The following is a 20,999-nucleotide window of genomic DNA, read 5'->3' on the forward strand; positions in this document are numbered from 1 at the left end:
TATTACTGGCAACGCAACAATAGCTCAGAGGGTTGAATGCTTATTGCCAGAACCATTTCTTTGCTTCTCGTTCAGCGATATTCGATTCGATACCAATATCACGTAGCTGCTGCGCGGAAAGTTGAGATAATTGATGGCGTGTTCTTGAATTTTGACGCCACTGTTTAAGTTTAGCTAAACTAATCCTAATGATACGTTTAAATGTATTGTGTGATGGATGTCGTTGCCGTAATACCAATTCAACCATGTTATTCTCCTGTTTTATCTCGTTCTTAGGGCAATAATCAACCAATACCACTTATTCGACAAACGATAGATTCTATTCTTCAGTTAAGGAAAACTAATGTGAGTGAGCGTCTTCCACCATTACAGGGTGTGTATTACTTTTATATGGCCGCGCAGCAAGGAAGCTTTAAGCTCGCCGCCCACAAACTGTTCGTGACCCCCGCAGCAGTGAGTCAACAGATACGTCAATTGGAGGAGTGGTTAGGGGTCGATCTTTTCACCCGACATCATAGAGAGATCCGGCTCACTCATGAAGGTCAAACACTGTATCGACAAGCAGAAAAAGGCTTTTCCTACATTCAGGATGGAATACGACTCATCAACCAAGATCCCACGCCCAATCAACTCTCAATCTCTACTGTGCCCTCTTTTGCACAGCATTGGTTGGTACCCAGAATCCGCCAGTTTCGCGAACAGTATCCAGACCTTGCGATGCTCATTGAACCCACAGATCAACTGGTAAAATTTCAAGATTCGAGTATTGATCTGTGTATTCGTTACGGTCGTGGAGAATATGATAATTTGGAGTCAGAATGGTTGATGGATGAGGTGCTTTATCCGGTTTGCCATCCGATCTATCAAAAAGAAAAGCAGATCTATGAGTTAGAAGACCTCTCTAAAGCTGATCTTCTTGAAGATATTTGGCCTGATATCGATTGGCATACATGGTTAGATAACGTCGGTATTATCCATAATGACCGCTCCACAATGCGCTATAACGGCTCATTGTATGTGCTTGAGGGGGCTCTATCATTACAAGGAGTGGCCTTGGTTAAACACTCAATTGTTCAGCGTTATCTCAAGGAAGAAAAGTTAGTTCGCATTGGTGACGTAGCGATTAAGCCTCATTTTGGCTATTACGCATGTGCACCAAAAGGCTATTTTAAACGCGAAAAAGTGATTCAGTTTATGCACTGGATGAAAAGAGAAATTGCCCAATTCCAACAATCTTCACCCTGTGATTTTATGACATTGGAAGCGAGCTACGCACGTGAATCACCTTAAATACAGAGACTAAATCATCTTATTAGACATAAAAAAAGCCCCAAATATGGGGCTTTTTATCAAAGAATTATCAGTGATAATTACTTCTTAGCGTTACGCTCTTTCACTTCAGCAATAACTTGCTCAGCAACGTTTGCTGGACATGCTGCGTAGTGTGCGAACTCCATAGAGAACTGACCACGACCAGAAGTGATAGTACGTAGGTGACCGATGTAGCCAAACATTTCTGATAGAGGAACGTCAGCTTTAATACGAACACCAGTTGCACCAGCTTGTTGGTCTTTGATCATACCACGACGACGGTTAAGGTCACCGATTACGTCACCCACGTTGTCTTCTGGAGAGAAAACATCAACGTGCATGATAGGCTCAAGAAGCTGTGCACCCGCTTTAGGCATAGATTGGCGGAATGCGCCTTTCGCTGCGATTTCGTAAGCGATTGCTGATGAGTCAACTGCGTGGAAACCACCGTCGAACAATTCAACTTCAACGTCTAGCGTTGGGAAGCCAGCTAGAACACCTTCATTCATCATTGATTCAAAGCCTTTTTCAACTGCAGGCCAGAATTCTTTCGGTACGTTACCACCAACAACCGTTGATTTGAACGTGAAGCCAGAGTTTGGCTCACCTGGTTTGATACGGTAGTCAATCTTACCGAACTGACCAGAACCACCAGACTGTTTCTTATGCGTGTAGCTATCTTCAACTGCTTGAGTGATAGTTTCACGGTAAGCAACTTGTGGTGCACCAACTTCAAGTTCAACACCGTAAGTACGTTTTAGGATGTCAACTTTGATGTCTAGGTGAAGTTCACCCATACCTTTAAGGATGGTTTCACCTGAATCTTCGTCAGTTTCAACTTGGAATGATGGATCTTCTGCAACCATTTTACCGATCGCGATACCCATTTTCTCAGTTGAACCTTTGTCTTTTGGAGTAACTGCAATAGAGATTACAGGCTCAGGGAAGATCATTGGTTCTAGAGTACATTCGTGTTTCGGATCACATAGAGTGTGACCAGTTTGAACGTTCTTCATACCGACAACAGCGATGATGTCACCCGCTTGAGCTTCAGTGATCTCGTTACGGTCGTCCGCTTGCATTTCACACATACGGCCGATACGTTCAGTTTTACCTGTCGCAGAGTTAAGGATGGTGTCACCCTTCTTCAGACGACCAGAGTAAATACGGATGAAGGTTAGTGCACCAAAACGGTCATCCATGATCTTAAATGCTAGAGCACGTAGTGGCTCATCAGCAGAAACAATCGCTTTTTCGCCTGTTGGCTCACCCGTTTCAGGATCAGTAAGATCTTGTGGGTCTACTTCAGTTGGCGAAGGTAGGTAATCTACAACCGCGTCTAGTACAAGTTGAACACCTTTGTTCTTAAATGCAGAACCACAGTATGTTGGGAAGAATGCTAGATCACGAGTACCTTTACGGATACAACGTTTTAGGTCTTCGATAGAAGGCTCTTCACCTTCCATGTAAGCTTCCATTAGATCGTCGTCTTGCTCAACTGCCGTTTCGATTAGCTCTTCACGGTAAGCTTCAACATCATCAACCATGTCTGCAGGAACGTCTTGAACTTCGTAGTTTTCTGGAAGACCAGTGTCATCCCATACGTATGCTTTACGAGATAGTAGATCAACAACACCAACGAAGTCATCTTCACGACCGATTGGAAGAACCATAACTAGTGGGTTAGCAGCTAGCACGTTCTTAACTTGGTCAACAACGTTGTAGAAGTCTGCACCCATACGGTCTAGTTTGTTCACGAAAATGATACGAGAAACTTCAGATTCGTTTGCGTAGCGCCAGTTAGTTTCTGACTGAGGCTCAACACCACCAGAACCACAGAATACACCGATACCGCCATCAAGTACTTTCAGAGAACGGTACACTTCTACTGTGAAGTCAACGTGTCCAGGAGTATCGATAACGTTTAGACGGTGGTTTTTCCACTCACACGTTACAGCTGCTGACTGGATAGTAATACCGCGCTCAGCTTCTTGATCCATGAAGTCAGTTGTAGACTCACCGTCATGAACTTCACCCGTTTTATGGATTTTACCAGTAAGCTTTAGAATACGCTCAGTGGTAGTGGTTTTACCCGCGTCAACGTGCGCGAAAATACCAATGTTTCTGTATTTCGATAAATCTGCCATTGTCTTACTCTGTTTATAAGGTATAAATTGCGCGCAGAGTATATCACAATCTAAAAAGACTGATACCCTTGCGAGCTGTTCGTATAAAAAATATTTAGGGATAACATCCCCACCCCCAAAAAATCATAGACGATATTAGGGTAGGACGTTTATTTACCTAAGCTTAGGCTCTATTGTGACACACTTTAATGATGATTATTACAACTCATCAAAAGCTTCAATCGCTTCGGAAAGTTTTTTAACCCCGTGAATTTGCATTCCGGGAATGCCCCCTTTGGGCATATTCGCCATCGGCACGATGGCTTTTTTAAAGCCATGCTTAAATGCTTCGTTGAGACGCTCTTGTCCACTTGGTACCGGGCGAATTTCACCGGCCAACCCCACTTCGCCAAATACGACGACGTCTTTAGGCAAAGGACGGTCTCGAAAACTCGACAGTAGCGCCATGACCAAAGCTAAATCTGCGCTGGTTTCGGTTACTTTAACACCACCAACGACATTCACAAACACATCTTGGTCGGCCATTTGTAAACCACCGTGTTTATGCAGCACCGCTAATAATAGAGACAAACGGTTTTGTTCAAGCCCAACCGCCACCCGACGAGGATTAGCCAGTTGGGAATAATCAACCAACGCCTGAATTTCCACCAGCAATGGGCGGGTCCCCTCCCACACGACCATGACGGAACTGCCCGACGTCTCCTCTTCGCCGCGAGACAAGAAAATTGCCGATGGGTTGCTGACTTCACGCAAACCTTGCCCCGTCATAGCGAACACACCTAACTCATTCACCGCACCAAAACGGTTCTTATGGCTGCGCAACGTACGAAAACGGCTGTCAGTTCCCCCATCAAGCAATACCGAACAGTCAATAATGTGCTCAAGAACTTTAGGCCCAGCCAAGGTTCCATCTTTGGTAACATGACCAACGATAAATACCGAGACATTATTTTGCTTGGCGTAGCGTGTTAGCGCCGTTGCCGATTCACGGACTTGGGCGACACTACCAGGAGATGACTGAACATCTGACACATGCATCACTTGAATCGAGTCAATCACCATAATGCGTGGCTGCTCTTTTTCTGCGATTTGGCAAATGCGATCGACATTGGTTTCCGATAACATCTTTAGGTTATCTTTCGGTAGTCCTAATCGAGAAGCCCGAAGTGCCACTTGCTGTAAAGACTCTTCCCCGGTCACATACAACGCAGGCATTTGCGACGAAAGCAAACACATGGTTTGCAATAGTAAGGTTGACTTACCTGCGCCTGGGCTACCGCCAATCAAAATCGCCGCTCCAGGAACAATACCACCACCCAGTACGCGATCTAGCTCTTTAAAACCACTAGAAAAGCGCGGCACTTCTTGGAGATCGATCTCTGACAGTGTTTGCACTTGCGCTTCAGTGGTTGCCCCACCCGCATAACCGCTTAGACGCTCATTGCGCGCGACGGTTGGCGAGGCAGCAATTCTGACTTCAGTTATCGTATTCCATGCGCCACAGGCATTACATTGTCCTTGCCAACGCGGGAAATCCGCTCCACAATCATTACAGACATAAGCTCGCTTTGCCTTTGCCATACTACCTCGATTAAATTCAACTCTGTGACAACGCTATCTTTTTGAAGTCATATTCAAGTTGATCATGCGTTCCAAATATCTAAAGATTATCGCATCGTAGCCGATAACAAGAGCGACCGATTGAATCGCCGTTATCTTGGATAACCAGCCTTAATTATTGAGAGTGAGATACTCTAACAGAAAATATGCAGCAATCCGATATTCTCTCTTTAGCAGAAAGACTCATCCCCGCATACCATTCAGGTGACTTTGAAAAGCTTCTGAATCAAATTACTGCGGACGAGCCTCCTTCGGTCAAAATCCTTCTGAAAATGGAATTAAATCGTATTATGGCGCCTTGTCAGAAGGTCATCGATCTCCGTGGTCGCGTGCAAGGAGAATGTCGAGAATATGAACTCGATGGACTCACCCACTGGCTAGATGACGTCGCGTTTAACGCTTACCATAAAAACACCCGTAAGTTTGGCGGCTATACCGAAGGGGTATGGGAAGCCTTGTCCAACACTCGTAATAATTTTCGCGTGATGCAACAGCGCGGTAAACCTCTCGGCCGCGAGGTTACCGCCAAAGAAAATCAGTATGACGTTGAGCCGCTGACCTTAGGTTATGATCTCAAGCGTAAAGAGAATCGTCTCAAAGTCAGCTCGCAAGTTGAAATGACGCTTCGCGGTTCACAATTGGTGCATGGATTGACGTTAGACCTTTCGCCTTCCGGTGCCAAAATCAAAGTCCCTAGTGCCTTTGAGTACAAGCTTGGCGATACGCTCACCATGTTGTTTAGTGAGTTGGCAAAAACTTCTGAAGTCATAGGGCTACAGTCGCCAATGACTTATCGAATTCTAGCGGTCGATGAAAGCTATGATAATGATGCGGTGAAATATTTACGTCTGCTGAAGCTCGACAACGACGATACCATAGACCAACTGATTGACGAATCGCTGCGCAATGATACTCAGCGCACCAAACACGATAATCAAGATAAAGTCATTCGTGCACGTACTCGAAGCTTTGAACATGCCTATCTCAAACATACCTGTGCGTTACCGCTGTTTTTTAGTGGCAGTGAACTAAAGTTGGCGCTGATGACCGAAAATAATCAGCCTATTTGGCAATATTGGCACGATGAACGGAATCAACAATCGCTGACCAGCTTACTGAACCCTCAACGTCTGTCTCTGCTTACCAGCCCTGGCGTTCGCGCAACCAATAATGTGCTTTATACCTTTACTCATGAGCACCAAGACAAAACACTGTTTTTTTCAATGATGATGCCGGAGGCAACCCGAGAGCAGCGCCAGTTTTTCTGGCACATCGGAGCCAAAAAACCAAGCTGGAAAGTTTTTCGCCTGCATATTTTTGAACTGAACAAAGAAGAGTGTCGCGAATTAATCGACCACGCTGAAGAACTCGCCGTAGACACCAATACATTAACTCACTGCGGCATTTTGCAAGAGATTGCCGACGATACAGCGAGCCATGATTACTTGCTCAGTGAAAAACCAAAGTTGGCGAGCAGTGAACTGAACGCTTTTCGTCATCCACGAAACCAAGCCTACGAGCCAAGGTGCTTATATTTTGATGCCGTTTCGCGAAGAAAAGAGCCACGCTATCCACTGCAAACTCCCGTCGAATTAACGGCCAACCAGCAAACAATCGCGGGGAAAAGCTTTGATTTCTCCAAGCGAGGCTTAAACCTAAAGCTGGAAACCCCTTGCGCACTTAAAAGCGGCGACGAATGCCTAATCAACTTCCTAGAACTACAGCTTTACGATAAAAACTTACCACTCAATACGGTACCTTACCGTGTTATACGCGTTAGCCCCAATGGGAAACAACTGCAGATGGTGATGCTCGAAGACAGTAAAACCATTAAAACCATTGCCTTCTTTAATACGTTGATTGAACACAATCAGGCGAAACTCAAACCAAAAACAGAAATTCTGCCTAGTGATGCATTGCTTGAAGGGCTCCACGACATTTTGTTGGATAAAATGGTGAGTACCCCGATTTTTGTTGATAAACCGGGCGCCAATTTAAGACCGAAAGTGATGGGCGTGAATTACCCATTATTACCTCACTTGGCTCTTTTCGCCCAACTCGGTAATAGTGAGCAATTTTCTCTTGCACCAATATATAAAGGGCACACCAATACCCTCTTGGCTCAGCCGATGAAGCGGATTGACGGTGCCATTCCTCAATACCATGAGCTTTATATCTGCGCTTTTAAATTTGGCAAGCGGATTCAGTCAGTCGAAGCCAAACTGCGAGAAGAGTTTACGCACATTAAAGAGCGCATTGCCTTTATCAAAAATGCTCAATCTGTTGGCGAATGTTTTGTGCTACGCATTTGTGGTACCCCGGTGTTTGACCCGATGACAACGCTACTGAGAAAAGATCTTGAGGAGTTGGCGACGATCAGCATGCCGCAAGCAAAAAAATTGGAGAAAGAGATCGCGTCAATCATCGGTTACAGCGAAATTACGGATATCACCGAAGAAGTATTAGTTCGTTTGCAACTCACTCGTTAACACCTCATCGACGCTATAAAAAAGCGCCATATACGGCGCTTTTTTATTATCTAAGGCTTACTTTGCCAACTCAATTTCTGGTGTTTAGCCAGCATTGCCGACAAGACACAAACAACGCCGCCCAACCCTGAGTAACGAATCGCAACTTGCGAAGCCGCCTCAACTTTCGGTTTGGCATGATACGCAATACCAAGGCCAGCGGCATTCATCATGATCAGGTCATTAGCCCCATCGCCAATCGCAACCGTATTATGGAGTTCTATATCGTGCTCTTCGGCTAATGCTTGCAGAATATCGGCTTTAATTTGCGCCGTGACAATCTCACCCTTCACTTGCCCTGTGAGCTTACCATCAATAATTTCAAGTTGATTGGACTGGGCAAAATCTAATCTCAGCATCTGTTTCAAATGATCAGAAAAATACGTGAAGCCACCAGAGGCTATCGCGGTTTTCCAGCCAAACTGTTGAAGTGTCGCCACCATAACCTCAAGATCATTCATCAAGGGTAAAACGTCGCGAACGGTGGTTAAAATACTTTCATCGGCGCCAGCAAGCTTGCCAACTCGTTGTCTCAGGCTTTGCTCAAAATCCAGCTCACCCTGCATCGCACGTTCGGTTACTTCTGCAACTTCGTCTCCAACTCCCGCCAATTTGGCGATTTCATCAATACATTCTATTTGAATTGCCGTGGAATCCATATCCATAACAATCAGTCCTGGTTTAGACAGATCAGGGACTTCCGTTAGGCGTGCGTAATCGAGTTGAAGGCTCTGTAAAATCTTTTCGTGCTGAGGGGTCAACTCACCAGCCATCAGCGCGACTTCATAGCCTCCGACTTTCCATGCATCGACGATGGGGTTCAAATACCCTAAGAAAAAGTCGATATCTTCAAAGTAACGCGGCGATAAATACTCTCCATAAACAATCCAATTGGCTTGGCTGCATTGATGTTGAGTGGTGTCGAGAATCTCTGGCAGACGAGATAAAAGGGTGGTATGTCGGCGTATTGGTAACGTCTTTAACTTATCCATGTAGTTCTTCCTCACTGAATCCCCCTCACGTTACCCTATTGCAATTTACTTAGGCAAGTATCAATATGGACGTTGTTAAAATAAGCTTCTTTTAGGTTAAGGTATGAACGCCTCTTTATTCTCTTTTCGCATGGTTTTAAGGGTCATTGTCATCCTGTTGCTCGCTGTGATGGTGGTGGTCATTGGCATTAACAGTGTCAAAATCACAAAAGGTAATGAAGAGATTCAAGCCAACCAGCTTGAAACCTTGACCAAAGTCCTAATTTCTCAAGCCTCTCTCTCTGCGAGTGAAATGATCGCTCAGCAAGATCAAGAACGTTTATTAAAGCTGACCAATCAACTTGCTCAAGACAAACTGGTGTTTGATGCCGCGATTTACGATTCGGAAGGTATTCGCTTAGCCTCTAGTGACAGTGCCAAATCGGTACGGGAAATTCTTGGTCTCGATACGCCACTTGAAACCGCAAGAATCGGCAAGCAACAACTGGTAGAACCGGTAATGTACGATGGCAGTATTATCGGCTATGTGCGAATCACCTTTGAAACAGGGCTTCTGACCGCCTTCTCTGATCACTATTACCGTAAAAGTGATCGCTATATGTACACCATGGTGGCAATGAGCTTTATTGGTGGAGTGCTGTTGACCATCATCATTCGCCGTCGTCCAAAAAAACGCGGTCCGAACCTGCTGCTACAAAATGTCGGAGAAACCGAGTAACACCGCGATTTCATCAGATACAAAAAACCTCAGCCAAGGCTGAGGTTTTTTTCTATTTATCGCTTACTTATCATCAAGCAGCACGGAATCCAGGGCAATTTCAATCATGTCGTTAAACGTGGTTTGACGCTCTTCAGATGTGGTTTGCTCACCGGTTTTGATGTGGTCAGATACGGTACAAATGGTTAGTGCTTTCGCGCCGTATTCTGCAGCCACACCGTAGATACCTGCAGCTTCCATTTCCACACCAACGATGCCGTATTTGTCCATCACATCGAACATTTCAGGATCTGGCGTATAGAACAGCTCAGCAGAGAACAAGTTACCGACTTTCACATCGACACCGCGCGCTGCTGCCGCTTCTTCTGCAGCCTTTACCATGCGGTAATCGGCAATCGCAGCGAAGTCATGGCCTTTAAAACGAATGCGGTTCACTTTAGAATCGGTACATGCCCCCATCCCAATCACAACATCACGGACTTTGATATCTTCACTTACCGCACCGCAGCTACCCACGCGAATGATCTTCTTCACGCCGTAATCTTTGATAAGTTCTGTTGCATAGATTGAGCACGATGGAATCCCCATACCGTGGCCCATCACCGAAACTTTGCGACCTTTATAGGTCCCAGTAAAGCCGAACATATTTCGAACATCACACACTTTTTCTACATCTTGAAGAAAGGTTTCAGCAATGTATTGAGCACGTAGTGGATCACCCGGCATTAAAACGACATCAGCAAAAGCGCCAGCTTCTGCATTAATATGAGGAGTAGCCATAATACTTTCCTTCTCGTGACTTAGGCTAAATAAAGAGTGGGCTTATCAAAACAATGAAGCCCAAGCGCTAGTATTCAATTATAGAAAATTCTTACCGAAATCCATTGGCGTGGTTGCAAAATAACTCGCAAGGCTCTGTCCAATGTCGGCAAACGTTTCGCGTCGACCCAATGAGCCAGCTTTCACTTGCGGCCCATAAACCAACACCGGAATATGCTCACGAGTATGATCAGTCCCCGCCCAAGTTGGATCGCAGCCATGATCGGCCGTGAGGATAAGCACATCGTCTTGCTCCATGATGTTCAGAAGCTCAGGCAGACGCTTATCGAAATATTCCAGTGCCGCAGCATAACCCGCCACATCACGGCGATGGCCATACGCAGAATCGAAATCAACAAAGTTAGTGAAAACAATCGTATTGTCGCCTGCAGCTTTCACCTGTTCAAGAGTGGCATCAAACAGGGCTTTAATTCCGTTGGCTTTGACTTTATCGGTAATTCCGCAGTGAGCATAAATATCAGCAATTTTACCAATAGAGACCACACGTCCTTGCTTTTCATCGACCAACTTTTGCAACACCGTCGCCGATGGCGGCTCAACCGAAAGATCTCGACGATTACCCGTGCGGACAAACTCACCCGCTCTCGGCCCAATGAATGGACGAGCGATCACGCGGCCAATGTTGTAATCTTCCAGCTCTTCACGCGCAATTTGGCAAAGCTCCAACAGTTTATCTAAGCCAAAGGTCTCTTCATGACACGCTATTTGGAACACCGAATCCGCTGATGTATAGAAGATAGGTAGGCCCGTTCGCATATGCTCTTCGCCCAAATCATCCAATACCTGAGTTCCTGATGCGTGGCAGTTACCCAGAAAGCCCTCAAGTCCTGCTCGCTCAAGAATGCGATCAGTCAAGACTTTAGGAAAACTGTTTTGCTTATCACTAAAGTAGCCCCAATCGAACAATACAGGAACACCGGCAATCTCCCAGTGCCCCGATGGCGTATCTTTTCCTGAAGACAATTCAGCCGCATGAGCATAGGCGCCTATGATCTCGACGCTTTCATCTAACCCTGGCGCGAGTCGACCTGTTGACTCTTTATGCGCCATCGCTAACCCTAATTTGGATAGATTAGGCAAACTCAATGCACCTTGACGTCGCTCGTTATCAGCCAAACCTTGAACACAGTGATCGGCGATATGTCCGAGTGTATCAGAGCCCACATCACCAAATTTAACTGCGTCTTGTGTTGCCCCAACCCCAAATGAGTCAAGGACTAAAATAAATGCTCTTTTCATTGCTTGCTCTCACGCTCACCAAAGGAATACATCAGCGAGCAAAGTATTATTACAAATCGTCTGCGCGAATTTGACGATAAACCTCTGGCGTTGGCTGATATTCTCCACCAACGGTGATCACCTGTTGTAAGGCATTGGCGGCTTGCTGCCATTGCGCTTCATCACGAGCGTGAATCACCGCTAACGGCGTCTTATCATCGGCCTCTTGCCCAAGACGAATAAACTGCTCGAAACCTACCGCGTAATCAATTTTGTCTGAAGCTACTCGGCGACCACCGCCCATTCCAACAACCGCCATACCGATGCCGCGAGTGTCCATTGCCGAAACCACACCATGTTCTTTGGCGTATACAGGGCGAACCAGTGGCGCAACTTCAAGGTAGTCATCGTAGTTCTCAATAAAATCTACCGGCCCACCAAGCCCAGCAACCATTTGGCCAAAGCATTGTGCGGCTTTACCGTTATCTAATACGGTTTGCAATTGCTCACGAGCTTGCGCAGTGTTTGATGCTAGGTTACCCAGTACGAGCATTTCCGCGCATAGCGCCATGGTCACCTCGTACAAGCGTGGATTACGATATTCACCAGTTAGGAACTGTACCGCCTCACGGACTTCGAGCGCATTCCCTGCCGAAGAAGCCAACACTTGGTTCATATCGGTTAAAATAGCGGTGGTTTTCGTCCCCGCCCCATTGGCGACAGCCACTATAGACTTGGCCAGCTCTTCCGATGCTTCAAATGTTGGCATAAAAGCACCAGAACCAACTTTAACGTCCATCACAAGAGACTCGAGACCTGCGGCGAGTTTTTTCGATAATATAGACGCCGTGATCAGTGAGATATTGTCGACAGTAGCGGTAATATCACGCGTTGCATAGACACGTTTATCAGCAGGAGCGAGGTCACCCGTTTGACCAATAATCGCAACGCCAGCCTCTTTCGTGACTTGTCCGAACGTTTCGTTATTTGGCGTAATATTGTAACCAGGGATAGATTCGAGCTTATCAAGCGTACCACCCGTGTGACCTAACCCACGGCCAGAAATCATTGGTACAAAACCACCACAAGCCGCCACCATAGGACCTAGCATCAACGAGGTAACATCTCCGACACCGCCTGTTGAATGTTTGTCGACAATGGGGCCACCAAAATTCATCTGGCTCCAATCGATAACCATACCGGAATCACGCATCGCACAAGTTAAGGCGATACGCTCGTCCATGGTCATTTCATTAAAAAAGATGGTCATCGCAAAAGCAGCGATTTGACCTTCGGAAATCGAGTCATCAGCCACGCCTTGAATAAAGAATTGGATTTCTTCATTACTCAGTGTTTCACCGTCGCGCTTTTTGCGAATGATCTCTTGAGCTAAAAACATGAAAGCCTCCCAAGCGCTAAACGCCTTGGTAGAATGTCAGAGATGGAATAGGAAAGAGCAGAACGCTCTTTCCTATCAGTTCGGATTAGTACGCGTTTGGATCCGCGACTTGGTCTGAAACCTCAAGCGTATTGAGCAGGCTGGTCAACAAGCTTGACGCACCAAAACGGTAGTGACGAGCATCAACCCAGTTATCACCGAGAATGTCATCAGCCATAGCGAGGTATTGCGCTGCATCTTCTGCTGTGCGAACCCCTCCAGCAGGTTTGAAGCCGACGCTTTCAGCGACGTTCAAATCACGAATCACTTCAAGCATCATGCGTGCGTATTCAGGTGTTGCGTTCACTGGCACTTTACCCGTTGATGTTTTGATGAAGTCCGCTCCCGCTTCGATCGAGATTTGTGATGCCTTTTTGATCAGCGCTTCTTCTTTAAGTTCACCCGTTTCAATGATGACTTTCAGCAAAATATCACCACAAGCTTGTTTACACTGTTTGACTAGGTCAAAACCCACTTGTTCGTTACCAGCAATCAATGCGCGGTATGGGAAAACGACATCCACTTCATCAGCACCATACGCAACGGCCGCTTTCGTTTCTGCAACAGCAATCTCGATATCATCGTTGCCGTGTGGGAAGTTAGTCACGGTAGCGATACGAACATCAGGCGTTCCTTGTTCGCGTAGTGTCTTCTTAGCGATTGGAATAAAGCGTGGGTAAATACAGATCGCTGCCGTGTTACCAACGGCTGTCTTTGCATCATGGCAAAGTTGGACCACTTTCTGGTCTGTATCGTCGTCATTTAACGTCGTTAGATCCATCAATTTTAGGGCGCGTAGCGCTGCTGCTTTTAAATCGCTCATTTCTTTCTCCGATCAATATTCATAAACATTTACTGCTTAACCATAACGATGGCTAAGCGGTCATTAATGAACGGACTTGGTTCCTTGAAGACTCAATGTAGGCGAAAGCACTACATCAATTGCTATCCTTGTCACCGCACAGTCCGGTTTGGTCTGTGGCACAACAATCACAATTGCGGTGTCTAAAAAGCATCAGTGTTTCCCCGCCTCTATTCTCACGGCGCTTTGCATCATGCTTTGGCCTAAACGAATAATGAAGCAACGGTGTATCACTGCGTTTTTGCTTGTATAGAGTATAGGTATTTACCGCAAAACTATCATTGGCTACAAAGCGCAAACGGTTTGTATCTCAAAAAATACCCACGGGGTGAACATCTCACCACCATGCTCAGCCAGAAAACCACTTTTTCTCGGCTCTAAAACAAAAATGCCCCGCAGCAAATACATGCTACGGGGCAGATTGAGTAAACTGGCGTCTATATACAACGAGTCCTTATTACAGGCCGGTAAGGCTTAGACAGAAGCCAGCAATTGTTGCCGCCATAAGGTTAGATAACGTACCTGCAAGTACCGCTTTAATCCCCATGCGTGCAATATCGTGACGGCGACTTGGCGCTAGGCTGCCAAGACCACCAAGTAGAATCGCGATAGATGAAAGGTTCGCGAAACCACATAGAGCAAACGAGATGATTGCCACTGTCTTCTCAGACATGACTTGACCTGTGCTTGCAATAATTTGTGCGTTGTCACCAATGTATGGCGTAAAGTTTAGGTACGCGACAAATTCGTTCACAACGATCTTCTGACCGATGAAAGAACCTGCAGTCACGGCTTCCGCCCATGGCACACCAATCAAGAATGCAAGAGGAGAGAACGCGTAACCCAGAATCAGTTCAAGTGTTAGTTCTGGCATACCGAACCAACCGCCAACACCACCTAGGATACCGTTGACAAGAGCAATCAAACCAACAAACGCGATAAGCATTGCACCAACGTTAAGCGCAAGCTGTAAACCAGAAGCTGCGCCACCTGCTGCTGCATCGATGACATTGGTCGGTTTATCATCACCACCATCCAATGCTTCTTCGATGTCTTCATGAGGCTGTTCAGTTTCAGGGAAAAGAATTTTAGCAAATAGAAGACCACCAGGTGCTGCCATGAAAGAAGCCGCAACAAGATACTCAAGCGGTACACCCATTGATGCGTAACCAGCAAGTACACCACCAGCAACAGATGCTAGACCACCACACATTACCGCAAACAGCTCAGATTGAGTCATGCGAGGAACAAACGGACGAACCACAAGTGGTGCTTCAGTTTGGCCTACAAAAATGTTAGCTGCCGCAGACATTGATTCCGCACGTGAAGTCCCCAATGCTTTTTGCAGACCGCCACCAAGAATCTTGATAACCCACTGCATTATGCCGAGGTAGTAAAGTACAGAAATCAGTGATGAGAAGAAGATCAGTGTAGGAAGAACTTTGAACGCGAAGATAAAACCGCCGCCGCCGAAGACTTCAAACATCTTGTCAGAAACAAGACCACCGAATAGGAAAGAGGCACCATCGTTACCATAGTTGATAACGTTAGAGACACCACTAGAGAAGCCGTTTAATAAGTCACGACCCCAAGGAACGTAAAGCACGAATGCACCAAGAATAAATTGGATAGCAAATGCGCCACCTACAGTTCTGAAATTGATAGCTTTGCGGTTTGAGGATAGTGCATATGCGATAGCAAGTAGCACAACCATACCGACTAGGCTCATAAACAGGCTCATAGTTTATGATTTCCTTATAGTTGTTTGTTGGCGTGTAAAACACTGGTTTGTTGAAGCGGGGCGATTATACGTATTCAGTACACAAAAAGTAATGTCCACATCACGAAATAGTGCACGAGTTATCAATGATTCATTCTTAATTGAGAATTTAGTCACAAAGATAGATGGAACCATCTATTTTATTAACAAAATACCAACCATAAGGAAACCAAATAAAAACAAAACCAGAATTTCTAAGCAACCGTTTACGTATGGAAAGATAGCGCAGCGCAATCGGTTTTTAGCGACAAATTTACGCGTTTTCACTGTTTATCAGCAAAAACCATGTCTTTAAACGTAGATCATTTACTGAGCAAGTGGTCACATTTCACTCAGCAAAGAATTACAAATTTCGTTCGAATTGACGCTCTCAACGGCTTAAGCCAAATAAAAAACAGATCGAGTTCACATTATCGGCGCGAGATAATCGCCATTAGACTAAAAACACAACGAAAAAAGTGCGTATCTTGCTCTATTTGCACCTTTTTTAACTGTTTAGATCACATTTATTTAATTAACAAATTTGACATGCGGCACAAATTAGAGCAAAAATTCAACAGAACTTTCATGCACGCCCTAACAAACGTCAGAAAATGTGATTTGATGTGAAGTGTACGAATTTTTTTTCTTTCGCAATCGATAAACTGATGCGTTATTTATTTCTGTATTGCCTACTCTTTTTGGGCGATACATGCTCTTGGACAACACATTATTAAAAGGATTTAAGTGTGAAAAAAACAATACTCAAGCTATCAGCACTCACCCTAGCCTTGGCTTCAACAGCCGTATTTGCTGAATCAAAACCAGCGGTTATCTACGACACTGCAGGCAAATTTGACAAGTCATTTAATGAAGCGGTTTATCAAAATGGTGTGAAATCAATGCAAGCTGACGGCTACAAAGTCCGCGAATTTGAGCCCCAAAACGAAGCGCAACGCGAACAAGGATTGCGCCGTCTAGCCAGTCGTGGCTTTAGTCCAATCGTCGCGGTTGGTTTCAACATGGCATCTGCCGTTGAAAAAGTCGCCACTGAATACCCTGATATACACTTCACCATTCTCGACATGGTGGTTGATAAACCAAACGTTCAGTCGATTGTCTTCAAGGAACAAGAAGGCTCATTCCTTGTCGGTGCACTTGCGGCGAAAACCTCTAAAACAGGCACGATTGGGTTTATTGGTGGTATGGATATTCCACTTATTCGTAAGTTTGAGTGTGGTTATGAGCAAGGCGCGAACTATGCCAATGCTGATGTCACCGTGCTTGAGAACATGACTGGCTCAACGCCTGCTGCATTTGCTGACCCAGCCAAAGGCTCTGAGCTCGCGAAATCTCAATTCTCGAAAGGTGCCGATGTAATTTACGCGGCTGCGGGCGGTACCGGACTTGGTGTCTATCAAGCGGCGAAAGATGCGGGTAAATACGCAATCGGCGTTGACTCAAACCAAAACCACCTACAACCAGGCACCATGCTAACTTCAATGGTTAAATTAGTGGGTAAAGCCGCAAAAGAATCTTGGATGGCCGATATCAACGGCGACTGGAAACCAGGAATCAAGGCGCTGGGTCTGAAAGAGAATGCTATCGACTGGGCCTTAGATGACAACAACAAAGCACTGATTTCTGAAGAGATGAAAGCCTATATGGACTCTCTTAAAGCAGACATCATCGCCGGTAAGATCAAAGTACACGACTATATGTCAGACAACTCTTGTAACTACTAAACCCGATATATCGTGCACAATCACGTCATACTTAGGTATGGCGTGATTTGACTGATCTCGCGGTGGGGTATTGATGATCTTGCTAATTGCCTAACCACATTTAGTCAACGATCAACCCTAGCCCTCTGTCTAAGTCATTCTAGGAAGTATTCTCGTGACCGAACGTCAAGACTACGCCATAGAACTGAGCAAAATCGATAAACGCTTTGGAGCGGTTCACGCGAACAACACCATCGATCTGCAAGTTCCCAAAGGCACTATTCACGGAATTATTGGCGAAAACGGCGCTGGTAAATCCACTTTAATGAGCATTATCTATGGCTTTTACCAACCAGATTCCGGTTCTATGCTCGTTGATGGTAAAAGCTACAGCCCAAACAACTCTCAAGATGCCATTCGCGCGGGAATTGGCATGGTTCATCAACACTTTATGTTGGTCGATACCTTCACTGTATTAGAAAACATCATTCTCGGCGCTGAAAACGGCTGGCAGCTTGATGTCAGTCTTGCTGAAGCTCGCCGCCGTCTAGTCCAAATCGAGCAAGATTACGGTTTAGAAGTCCCTCTCGATGCATTAGTTGGTGATCTTCCCGTTGGTCTTCAGCAGCGAGTAGAGATCCTCAAAGCCCTCTACCGCAATGCGAATATTCTTATTCTTGACGAGCCGACAGGCGTTCTTACCCCACAAGAAGCGGATCATCTATTCGCAATCTTGGACAAACTGCGTGCCCAAGGCACCACGGTCATGATCATCACCCACAAGCTGCGTGAAGTCTTGGCGATCACAGACAACATCTCGGTTATGCGCCAAGGACAAATGGTAGAACACTTAGCTACAAGTAGCGCAACTAAAGAGCAGTTGGCAGAATCCATGGTTGGCCGTAAGGTACGGCTAAAAATCGATAAGCAAGAGGCGAAACCAGATAATGAGCGTATTCGTGTAGAAAACCTCAGTTACGTTGATGCCAGTGGCGTACAGCGCGTCAAAGAGATCAGTTTCAATGTCCGTGCTGGTGAGTTGGTCGCCATTGCAGGGGTATCTGGCAATGGGCAATCTGAAATTTTAAGCTTACTTTCCGGTATATTGCCGCCAAGTTCAGGTTCAATCACTCTTAATGGCAGCACCATTACAGCGCAAAATGCGGTCAATCCGCGTGATGTGCGGGCAATGGGGGTTGGGCATATCCCCGAAGATCGTCATAAGCAAGGATTGATCAACAAGTTCGCAGCGAAAGAAGCCTATATCCTTGGTTACCACCATTTAGAAAAATACAACAAAGGCATTCTTCAAGATCAACAAGCGATCGACACCTTGTGCCAAACCAGCATGGACAAATGGGATGTTCGCCCTAACGACATCGACCTAAAAACCGCCAATTTCTCCGGTGGTAACCAGCAAAAGTTAGTGATCGCCCGTGAAATGGAAGAAGACCCGGATGTTCTGCTCATCGGTCAACCAACGCGCGGCGTTGATATTGGGGCAATTGAATACATCCACCAGCAAATTATTGCCAGCCGAGATGCAGGAAAAGCGGTGCTCTTAGTCTCGGTGGAGCTCGATGAGATCCTCACGCTGGCGGATCGAATTATCGTGGTCTTTGACGGCGCGATTGTCGGTGAATTGGATGCTTCCCAAGCGGATGAACGTACGCTGGGTCTGATGATGGCCAACATCGTTCCCGATCATATTAAGCCGCATATTACCCAAGGAGAAAACGCATGAGTCAGGCAAAAGTACCAACATGGGTAACCATTGGCCTGCTGCCAGCCGTGAATGTTTTTGTGGCATTTTTAGTCTCCGCATTGCTGTTTTTATACATTGAGATCAATCCTTTAGATGCGATTGAAGTGATGTGGACCGGCGCATTTGGCTATGCAGAAGGCTTTGGTTATACCCTTTATTACACAACGGGGTTCGTCTTTACCGGCCTTGCAGTGGCTGTCGCCTACCATGCTGGTTTATTTAATATCGGGGTGGAAGGACAATCTTATATTGGCGGATTAGGTGTCGGCCTTATCTGTTTGACGCTCGGCGAATACGCACCTTGGTATGTGGTCTTCCCTGTTGCGGTGATTGTTGGCGGTCTATTTGGTGCGGCTTGGGCGTTTATTCCCGCCTATCTACAAGCCAAACGCGGATCGCACATCGTCATCACCACTATTATGTTTAACTTCATCGCGGCTTCGTTGATGGCCTATCTCCTCGTTGACATCCTCAAACCGGAAACCACCATGGCAACTGAAAGCCGTGTCTTTGCGGCTGGCAGTTGGCTACCTAAAATGCATGAAATTCTGGCTGTTTTTGGCGTGAATGTCGCTCCGAGCCCTCTTAACCTGAGTTTTATTTTTGCGCTCTTGTGCTGCGTGTTTGTCTGGCTATTTATCTGGAAATCTCGCTGGGGTTATGAAATTCGCGCGATTGGAGCTAATGCATCAGCCGCTTCATATGCTGGAATCAACTATGTAAAAATCATTATCCTGACCATGTTGCTTTCTGGCATGTTAGCCGGGTTCTTTGGCATCAATGTCCTTCAAGGTGAACTTCATCAAATCAAACTGAACTTTGTCGAAGGCTTTGGCTTTACTGGTATTGCCGTCGCTTTAATGGGCCGCAACCATCCTGTGGGAGTCTTACTTGCAAGCTTACTGTTTGGTTTCTTATATCAAGGCGGGGCAGAACTTAGCTTTGAATACGGCGTAGACCGCAACATCGTTGTGGTATTACAAGGGTTAGTCATTCTGTTTTCCGGTGCTTTAGAGCACATGTTCAGGCCAAATATCGAACGTCTGTATTTGAAACTATTTGCCAGTAAAAAACAGCAGAAAGCACAGGGAGTGGCTTGATATGTTTGAAACCATTATTTTGATGCTTGATGCAACTATTCGCATGTCTACACCTCTGATTCTTGCCGCGCTAGCTGGCATGTTCAGTGAGCGTTCCGGTGTGGTTAACATCGCTCTTGAAGGTAAGCTATTAGCAGCCGCCTTTGCTGGCGCAGCAACGGCACACGTCACAGGTTCAGCTTGGTTAGGTGTTTTTGCGGGCTGTTTTGTCTCGATATTATTGGCGCTACTGCATGGGTTTGCTTCCATTACCCATCGCGGTGATCAAGTTGTCAGTGGCATGGCAATCAATATTCTGGCTGCAGGGCTAACCATTACCCTCGGTCGTTACTGGTTCCATCAAGGAGGACAAACGCCAGCACTGAGTGGAGACGCACGTTTTGCTCCACTAAACTTCCCAGGCGCAGACGCTGTGCAAGATGTTCCGGTCATTGGCTTGCTGTATTCTGAGCTGCTCAGTGGCCACTCGGTGATTGAATACCTCGCCTTTATTATTGTCCCCGTCGCTTGGTATGTCCTTTTCAAAACACGCTTTGGTTTACGACTGCGTGCTGTAGGCGAATCACCTGCAGCTGTCGATACGGCGGGGATTTCAGTCGTGGGCATGCGCTATTCGGCTATGGTGATTTGTGGACTCTTAGTCGGCCTTGGCGGTGTTTACCTGTCAGTAGGCCAAACCGCGCAGTTCATTCCGAATATGAGCGCAGGTAAAGGCTATATGGCGCTTGCTGCACTGATTTTTGGTAAATGGCGCCCCTTTACGGCCATGGCAGCATGTTTACTGTTTGGGTTCTTGGATGCGCTCGCGATCCGTCTGCAAGGGGTCACCATCGGTGATGTCGCCATTCCTGTCCAAGCGATTGAGGCAATGCCATACATTTTAACCGTATTCCTATTGGCAGGCTTTATCGGTAAAGCCATTGCACCAAAAGCCATTGGAGTTCCGTACACCAAAGAGCGCGAATAGTCACAATGAC

16 protein-coding genes are annotated in these 20,999 nt (G+C 46.1%); 7 read left to right on the plus strand and 9 right to left on the minus strand.

The window, feature by feature from the left end:
• Positions 1 to 40: 40 nt before the first annotated feature.
• Entirely contained in the window at positions 41 to 247 is a 207-nt protein-coding gene (locus ACFFUV_RS09245) for a DUF1127 domain-containing protein (protein ID WP_390191479.1), read from the minus strand.
• A gap of 98 nt (positions 248 to 345) precedes the next feature.
• On the opposite strand from ACFFUV_RS09245, the gene ACFFUV_RS09250 reads away from it, so the two are divergent.
• Positions 346 to 1,290, plus strand: a complete 945-nt coding sequence (locus ACFFUV_RS09250; RefSeq protein ID WP_390191482.1) for a LysR substrate-binding domain-containing protein — start codon at positions 346 to 348, stop codon at positions 1,288 to 1,290.
• An 80-nt stretch (positions 1,291 to 1,370) separates the two neighbouring features.
• Here ACFFUV_RS09250 and fusA read toward each other — a convergent pair whose 3' ends face one another.
• Positions 1,371 to 3,458: an elongation factor G gene (gene fusA / locus ACFFUV_RS09255; protein WP_390191485.1), complete on the minus strand. Its 2,088-nt coding sequence runs from the start codon at positions 3,456 to 3,458 to the stop codon at positions 1,371 to 1,373.
• 198 nt (positions 3,459 to 3,656) lie between these two features.
• On the minus strand, positions 3,657 to 5,039 hold the full coding sequence (gene radA / locus ACFFUV_RS09260; RefSeq protein ID WP_390191487.1) for a DNA repair protein RadA: 1,383 nt from the start codon (positions 5,037 to 5,039) through the stop codon (positions 3,657 to 3,659).
• Between the two features lie 185 nt (positions 5,040 to 5,224).
• Here radA and ACFFUV_RS09265 point away from each other — a divergent pair, with 185 nt between their 5' ends.
• Positions 5,225 to 7,567: a PilZ domain-containing protein gene (locus ACFFUV_RS09265; RefSeq protein ID WP_390191490.1), complete on the plus strand. Its 2,343-nt coding sequence runs from the start codon at positions 5,225 to 5,227 to the stop codon at positions 7,565 to 7,567.
• Between the two features lie 50 nt (positions 7,568 to 7,617).
• Here ACFFUV_RS09265 and serB read toward each other — a convergent pair whose 3' ends face one another.
• Entirely contained in the window at positions 7,618 to 8,598 is a 981-nt protein-coding gene (gene serB / locus ACFFUV_RS09270; RefSeq protein ID WP_390191492.1) for a phosphoserine phosphatase, read from the minus strand.
• A gap of 103 nt (positions 8,599 to 8,701) precedes the next feature.
• Between serB and ACFFUV_RS09275 the strand changes: the two genes are divergently transcribed.
• Positions 8,702 to 9,316 carry a YtjB family periplasmic protein gene (locus tag ACFFUV_RS09275; RefSeq protein WP_390191495.1) on the plus strand — a complete coding sequence of 205 codons (615 nt, stop codon included), beginning with the start codon at positions 8,702 to 8,704 and terminating at the stop codon, positions 9,314 to 9,316.
• Between the two features lie 63 nt (positions 9,317 to 9,379).
• Here the strand turns inward: ACFFUV_RS09275 and deoD are convergent, their stop codons facing one another.
• From deoD to ACFFUV_RS09300, 5 genes are all read right to left on the minus strand, one after another.
• The gene (gene deoD, locus ACFFUV_RS09280) at positions 9,380 to 10,096 is read right to left on the minus strand and encodes a purine-nucleoside phosphorylase (RefSeq protein ID WP_390191496.1); all 717 of its coding nucleotides are present in this window, start codon (positions 10,094 to 10,096) and stop codon (positions 9,380 to 9,382) included.
• Positions 10,097 to 10,174: 78 nt separating this feature from the next.
• A complete protein-coding gene (locus ACFFUV_RS09285; RefSeq protein ID WP_390191499.1) occupies positions 10,175 to 11,395 on the minus strand; it encodes a phosphopentomutase in 1,221 nt (406 codons plus the stop codon).
• A gap of 49 nt (positions 11,396 to 11,444) precedes the next feature.
• Positions 11,445 to 12,773 carry a thymidine phosphorylase gene (deoA, locus tag ACFFUV_RS09290; protein ID WP_390191503.1) on the minus strand — a complete coding sequence of 443 codons (1,329 nt, stop codon included), beginning with the start codon at positions 12,771 to 12,773 and terminating at the stop codon, positions 11,445 to 11,447.
• Positions 12,774 to 12,858: 85 nt separating this feature from the next.
• Positions 12,859 to 13,635, minus strand: a complete 777-nt coding sequence (gene deoC, locus ACFFUV_RS09295) for a deoxyribose-phosphate aldolase (protein ID WP_390191504.1) — start codon at positions 13,633 to 13,635, stop codon at positions 12,859 to 12,861.
• Positions 13,636 to 14,131: 496 nt separating this feature from the next.
• Positions 14,132 to 15,415 (minus strand): NupC/NupG family nucleoside CNT transporter, encoded by a 1,284-nt coding sequence (locus tag ACFFUV_RS09300; RefSeq protein ID WP_390191505.1) that lies wholly within the window; start codon positions 15,413 to 15,415, stop codon positions 14,132 to 14,134.
• Positions 15,416 to 16,182: 767 nt separating this feature from the next.
• Here ACFFUV_RS09300 and ACFFUV_RS09305 point away from each other — a divergent pair.
• From ACFFUV_RS09305 to ACFFUV_RS09320, 4 genes are all read left to right on the plus strand, one after another.
• Positions 16,183 to 17,178 carry a BMP family lipoprotein gene (locus ACFFUV_RS09305; protein WP_390191508.1) on the plus strand — a complete coding sequence of 332 codons (996 nt, stop codon included), beginning with the start codon at positions 16,183 to 16,185 and terminating at the stop codon, positions 17,176 to 17,178.
• A 154-nt stretch (positions 17,179 to 17,332) separates the two neighbouring features.
• Entirely contained in the window at positions 17,333 to 18,901 is a 1,569-nt protein-coding gene (locus ACFFUV_RS09310; RefSeq protein ID WP_390191511.1) for an ABC transporter ATP-binding protein, read from the plus strand.
• A complete protein-coding gene (locus tag ACFFUV_RS09315; protein WP_390191514.1) occupies positions 18,898 to 20,022 on the plus strand; it encodes an ABC transporter permease in 1,125 nt (374 codons plus the stop codon). The genes ACFFUV_RS09310 and ACFFUV_RS09315 overlap by 4 nt, the downstream gene beginning before the upstream one ends.
• A gap of 1 nt (position 20,023) precedes the next feature.
• A complete protein-coding gene (locus tag ACFFUV_RS09320; RefSeq protein ID WP_390191516.1) occupies positions 20,024 to 20,989 on the plus strand; it encodes an ABC transporter permease in 966 nt (321 codons plus the stop codon).
• Positions 20,990 to 20,999 lie beyond the last annotated feature (10 nt).

Source organism: Vibrio olivae (assembly GCF_042428525.1).
GTDB lineage: Bacteria > Pseudomonadota > Gammaproteobacteria > Enterobacterales > Vibrionaceae > Vibrio > Vibrio olivae.

Bases quoted from the DNA above. Each gene is read 5' to 3' on its own strand.
- ACFFUV_RS09245 (WP_390191479.1), bottom strand. From the start codon at position 247: ATGGTTGAATTGGTATTACGGCAACGACATCCATCACACAATACATTT.
- fusA (WP_390191485.1), bottom strand. From the start codon at position 3,458: ATGGCAGATTTATCGAAATACAGAAACATTGGTATTTTCGCGCACGTT.
- radA (WP_390191487.1), bottom strand. From the start codon at position 5,039: ATGGCAAAGGCAAAGCGAGCTTATGTCTGTAATGATTGTGGAGCGGAT.
- ACFFUV_RS09265 (WP_390191490.1), top strand. From the start codon at position 5,225: ATGCAGCAATCCGATATTCTCTCTTTAGCAGAAAGACTCATCCCCGCA.
- serB (WP_390191492.1), bottom strand. From the start codon at position 8,598: ATGGATAAGTTAAAGACGTTACCAATACGCCGACATACCACCCTTTTA.
- ACFFUV_RS09275 (WP_390191495.1), top strand. From the start codon at position 8,702: ATGAACGCCTCTTTATTCTCTTTTCGCATGGTTTTAAGGGTCATTGTC.
- deoD (WP_390191496.1), bottom strand. From the start codon at position 10,096: ATGGCTACTCCTCATATTAATGCAGAAGCTGGCGCTTTTGCTGATGTC.
- ACFFUV_RS09285 (WP_390191499.1), bottom strand. From the start codon at position 11,395: ATGAAAAGAGCATTTATTTTAGTCCTTGACTCATTTGGGGTTGGGGCA.
- deoA (WP_390191503.1), bottom strand. From the start codon at position 12,773: ATGTTTTTAGCTCAAGAGATCATTCGCAAAAAGCGCGACGGTGAAACA.
- deoC (WP_390191504.1), bottom strand. From the start codon at position 13,635: ATGAGCGATTTAAAAGCAGCAGCGCTACGCGCCCTAAAATTGATGGAT.
- ACFFUV_RS09300 (WP_390191505.1), bottom strand. From the start codon at position 15,415: ATGAGCCTGTTTATGAGCCTAGTCGGTATGGTTGTGCTACTTGCTATC.
- ACFFUV_RS09315 (WP_390191514.1), top strand. From the start codon at position 18,898: ATGAGTCAGGCAAAAGTACCAACATGGGTAACCATTGGCCTGCTGCCA.
- ACFFUV_RS09320 (WP_390191516.1), top strand. From the start codon at position 20,024: ATGTTTGAAACCATTATTTTGATGCTTGATGCAACTATTCGCATGTCT.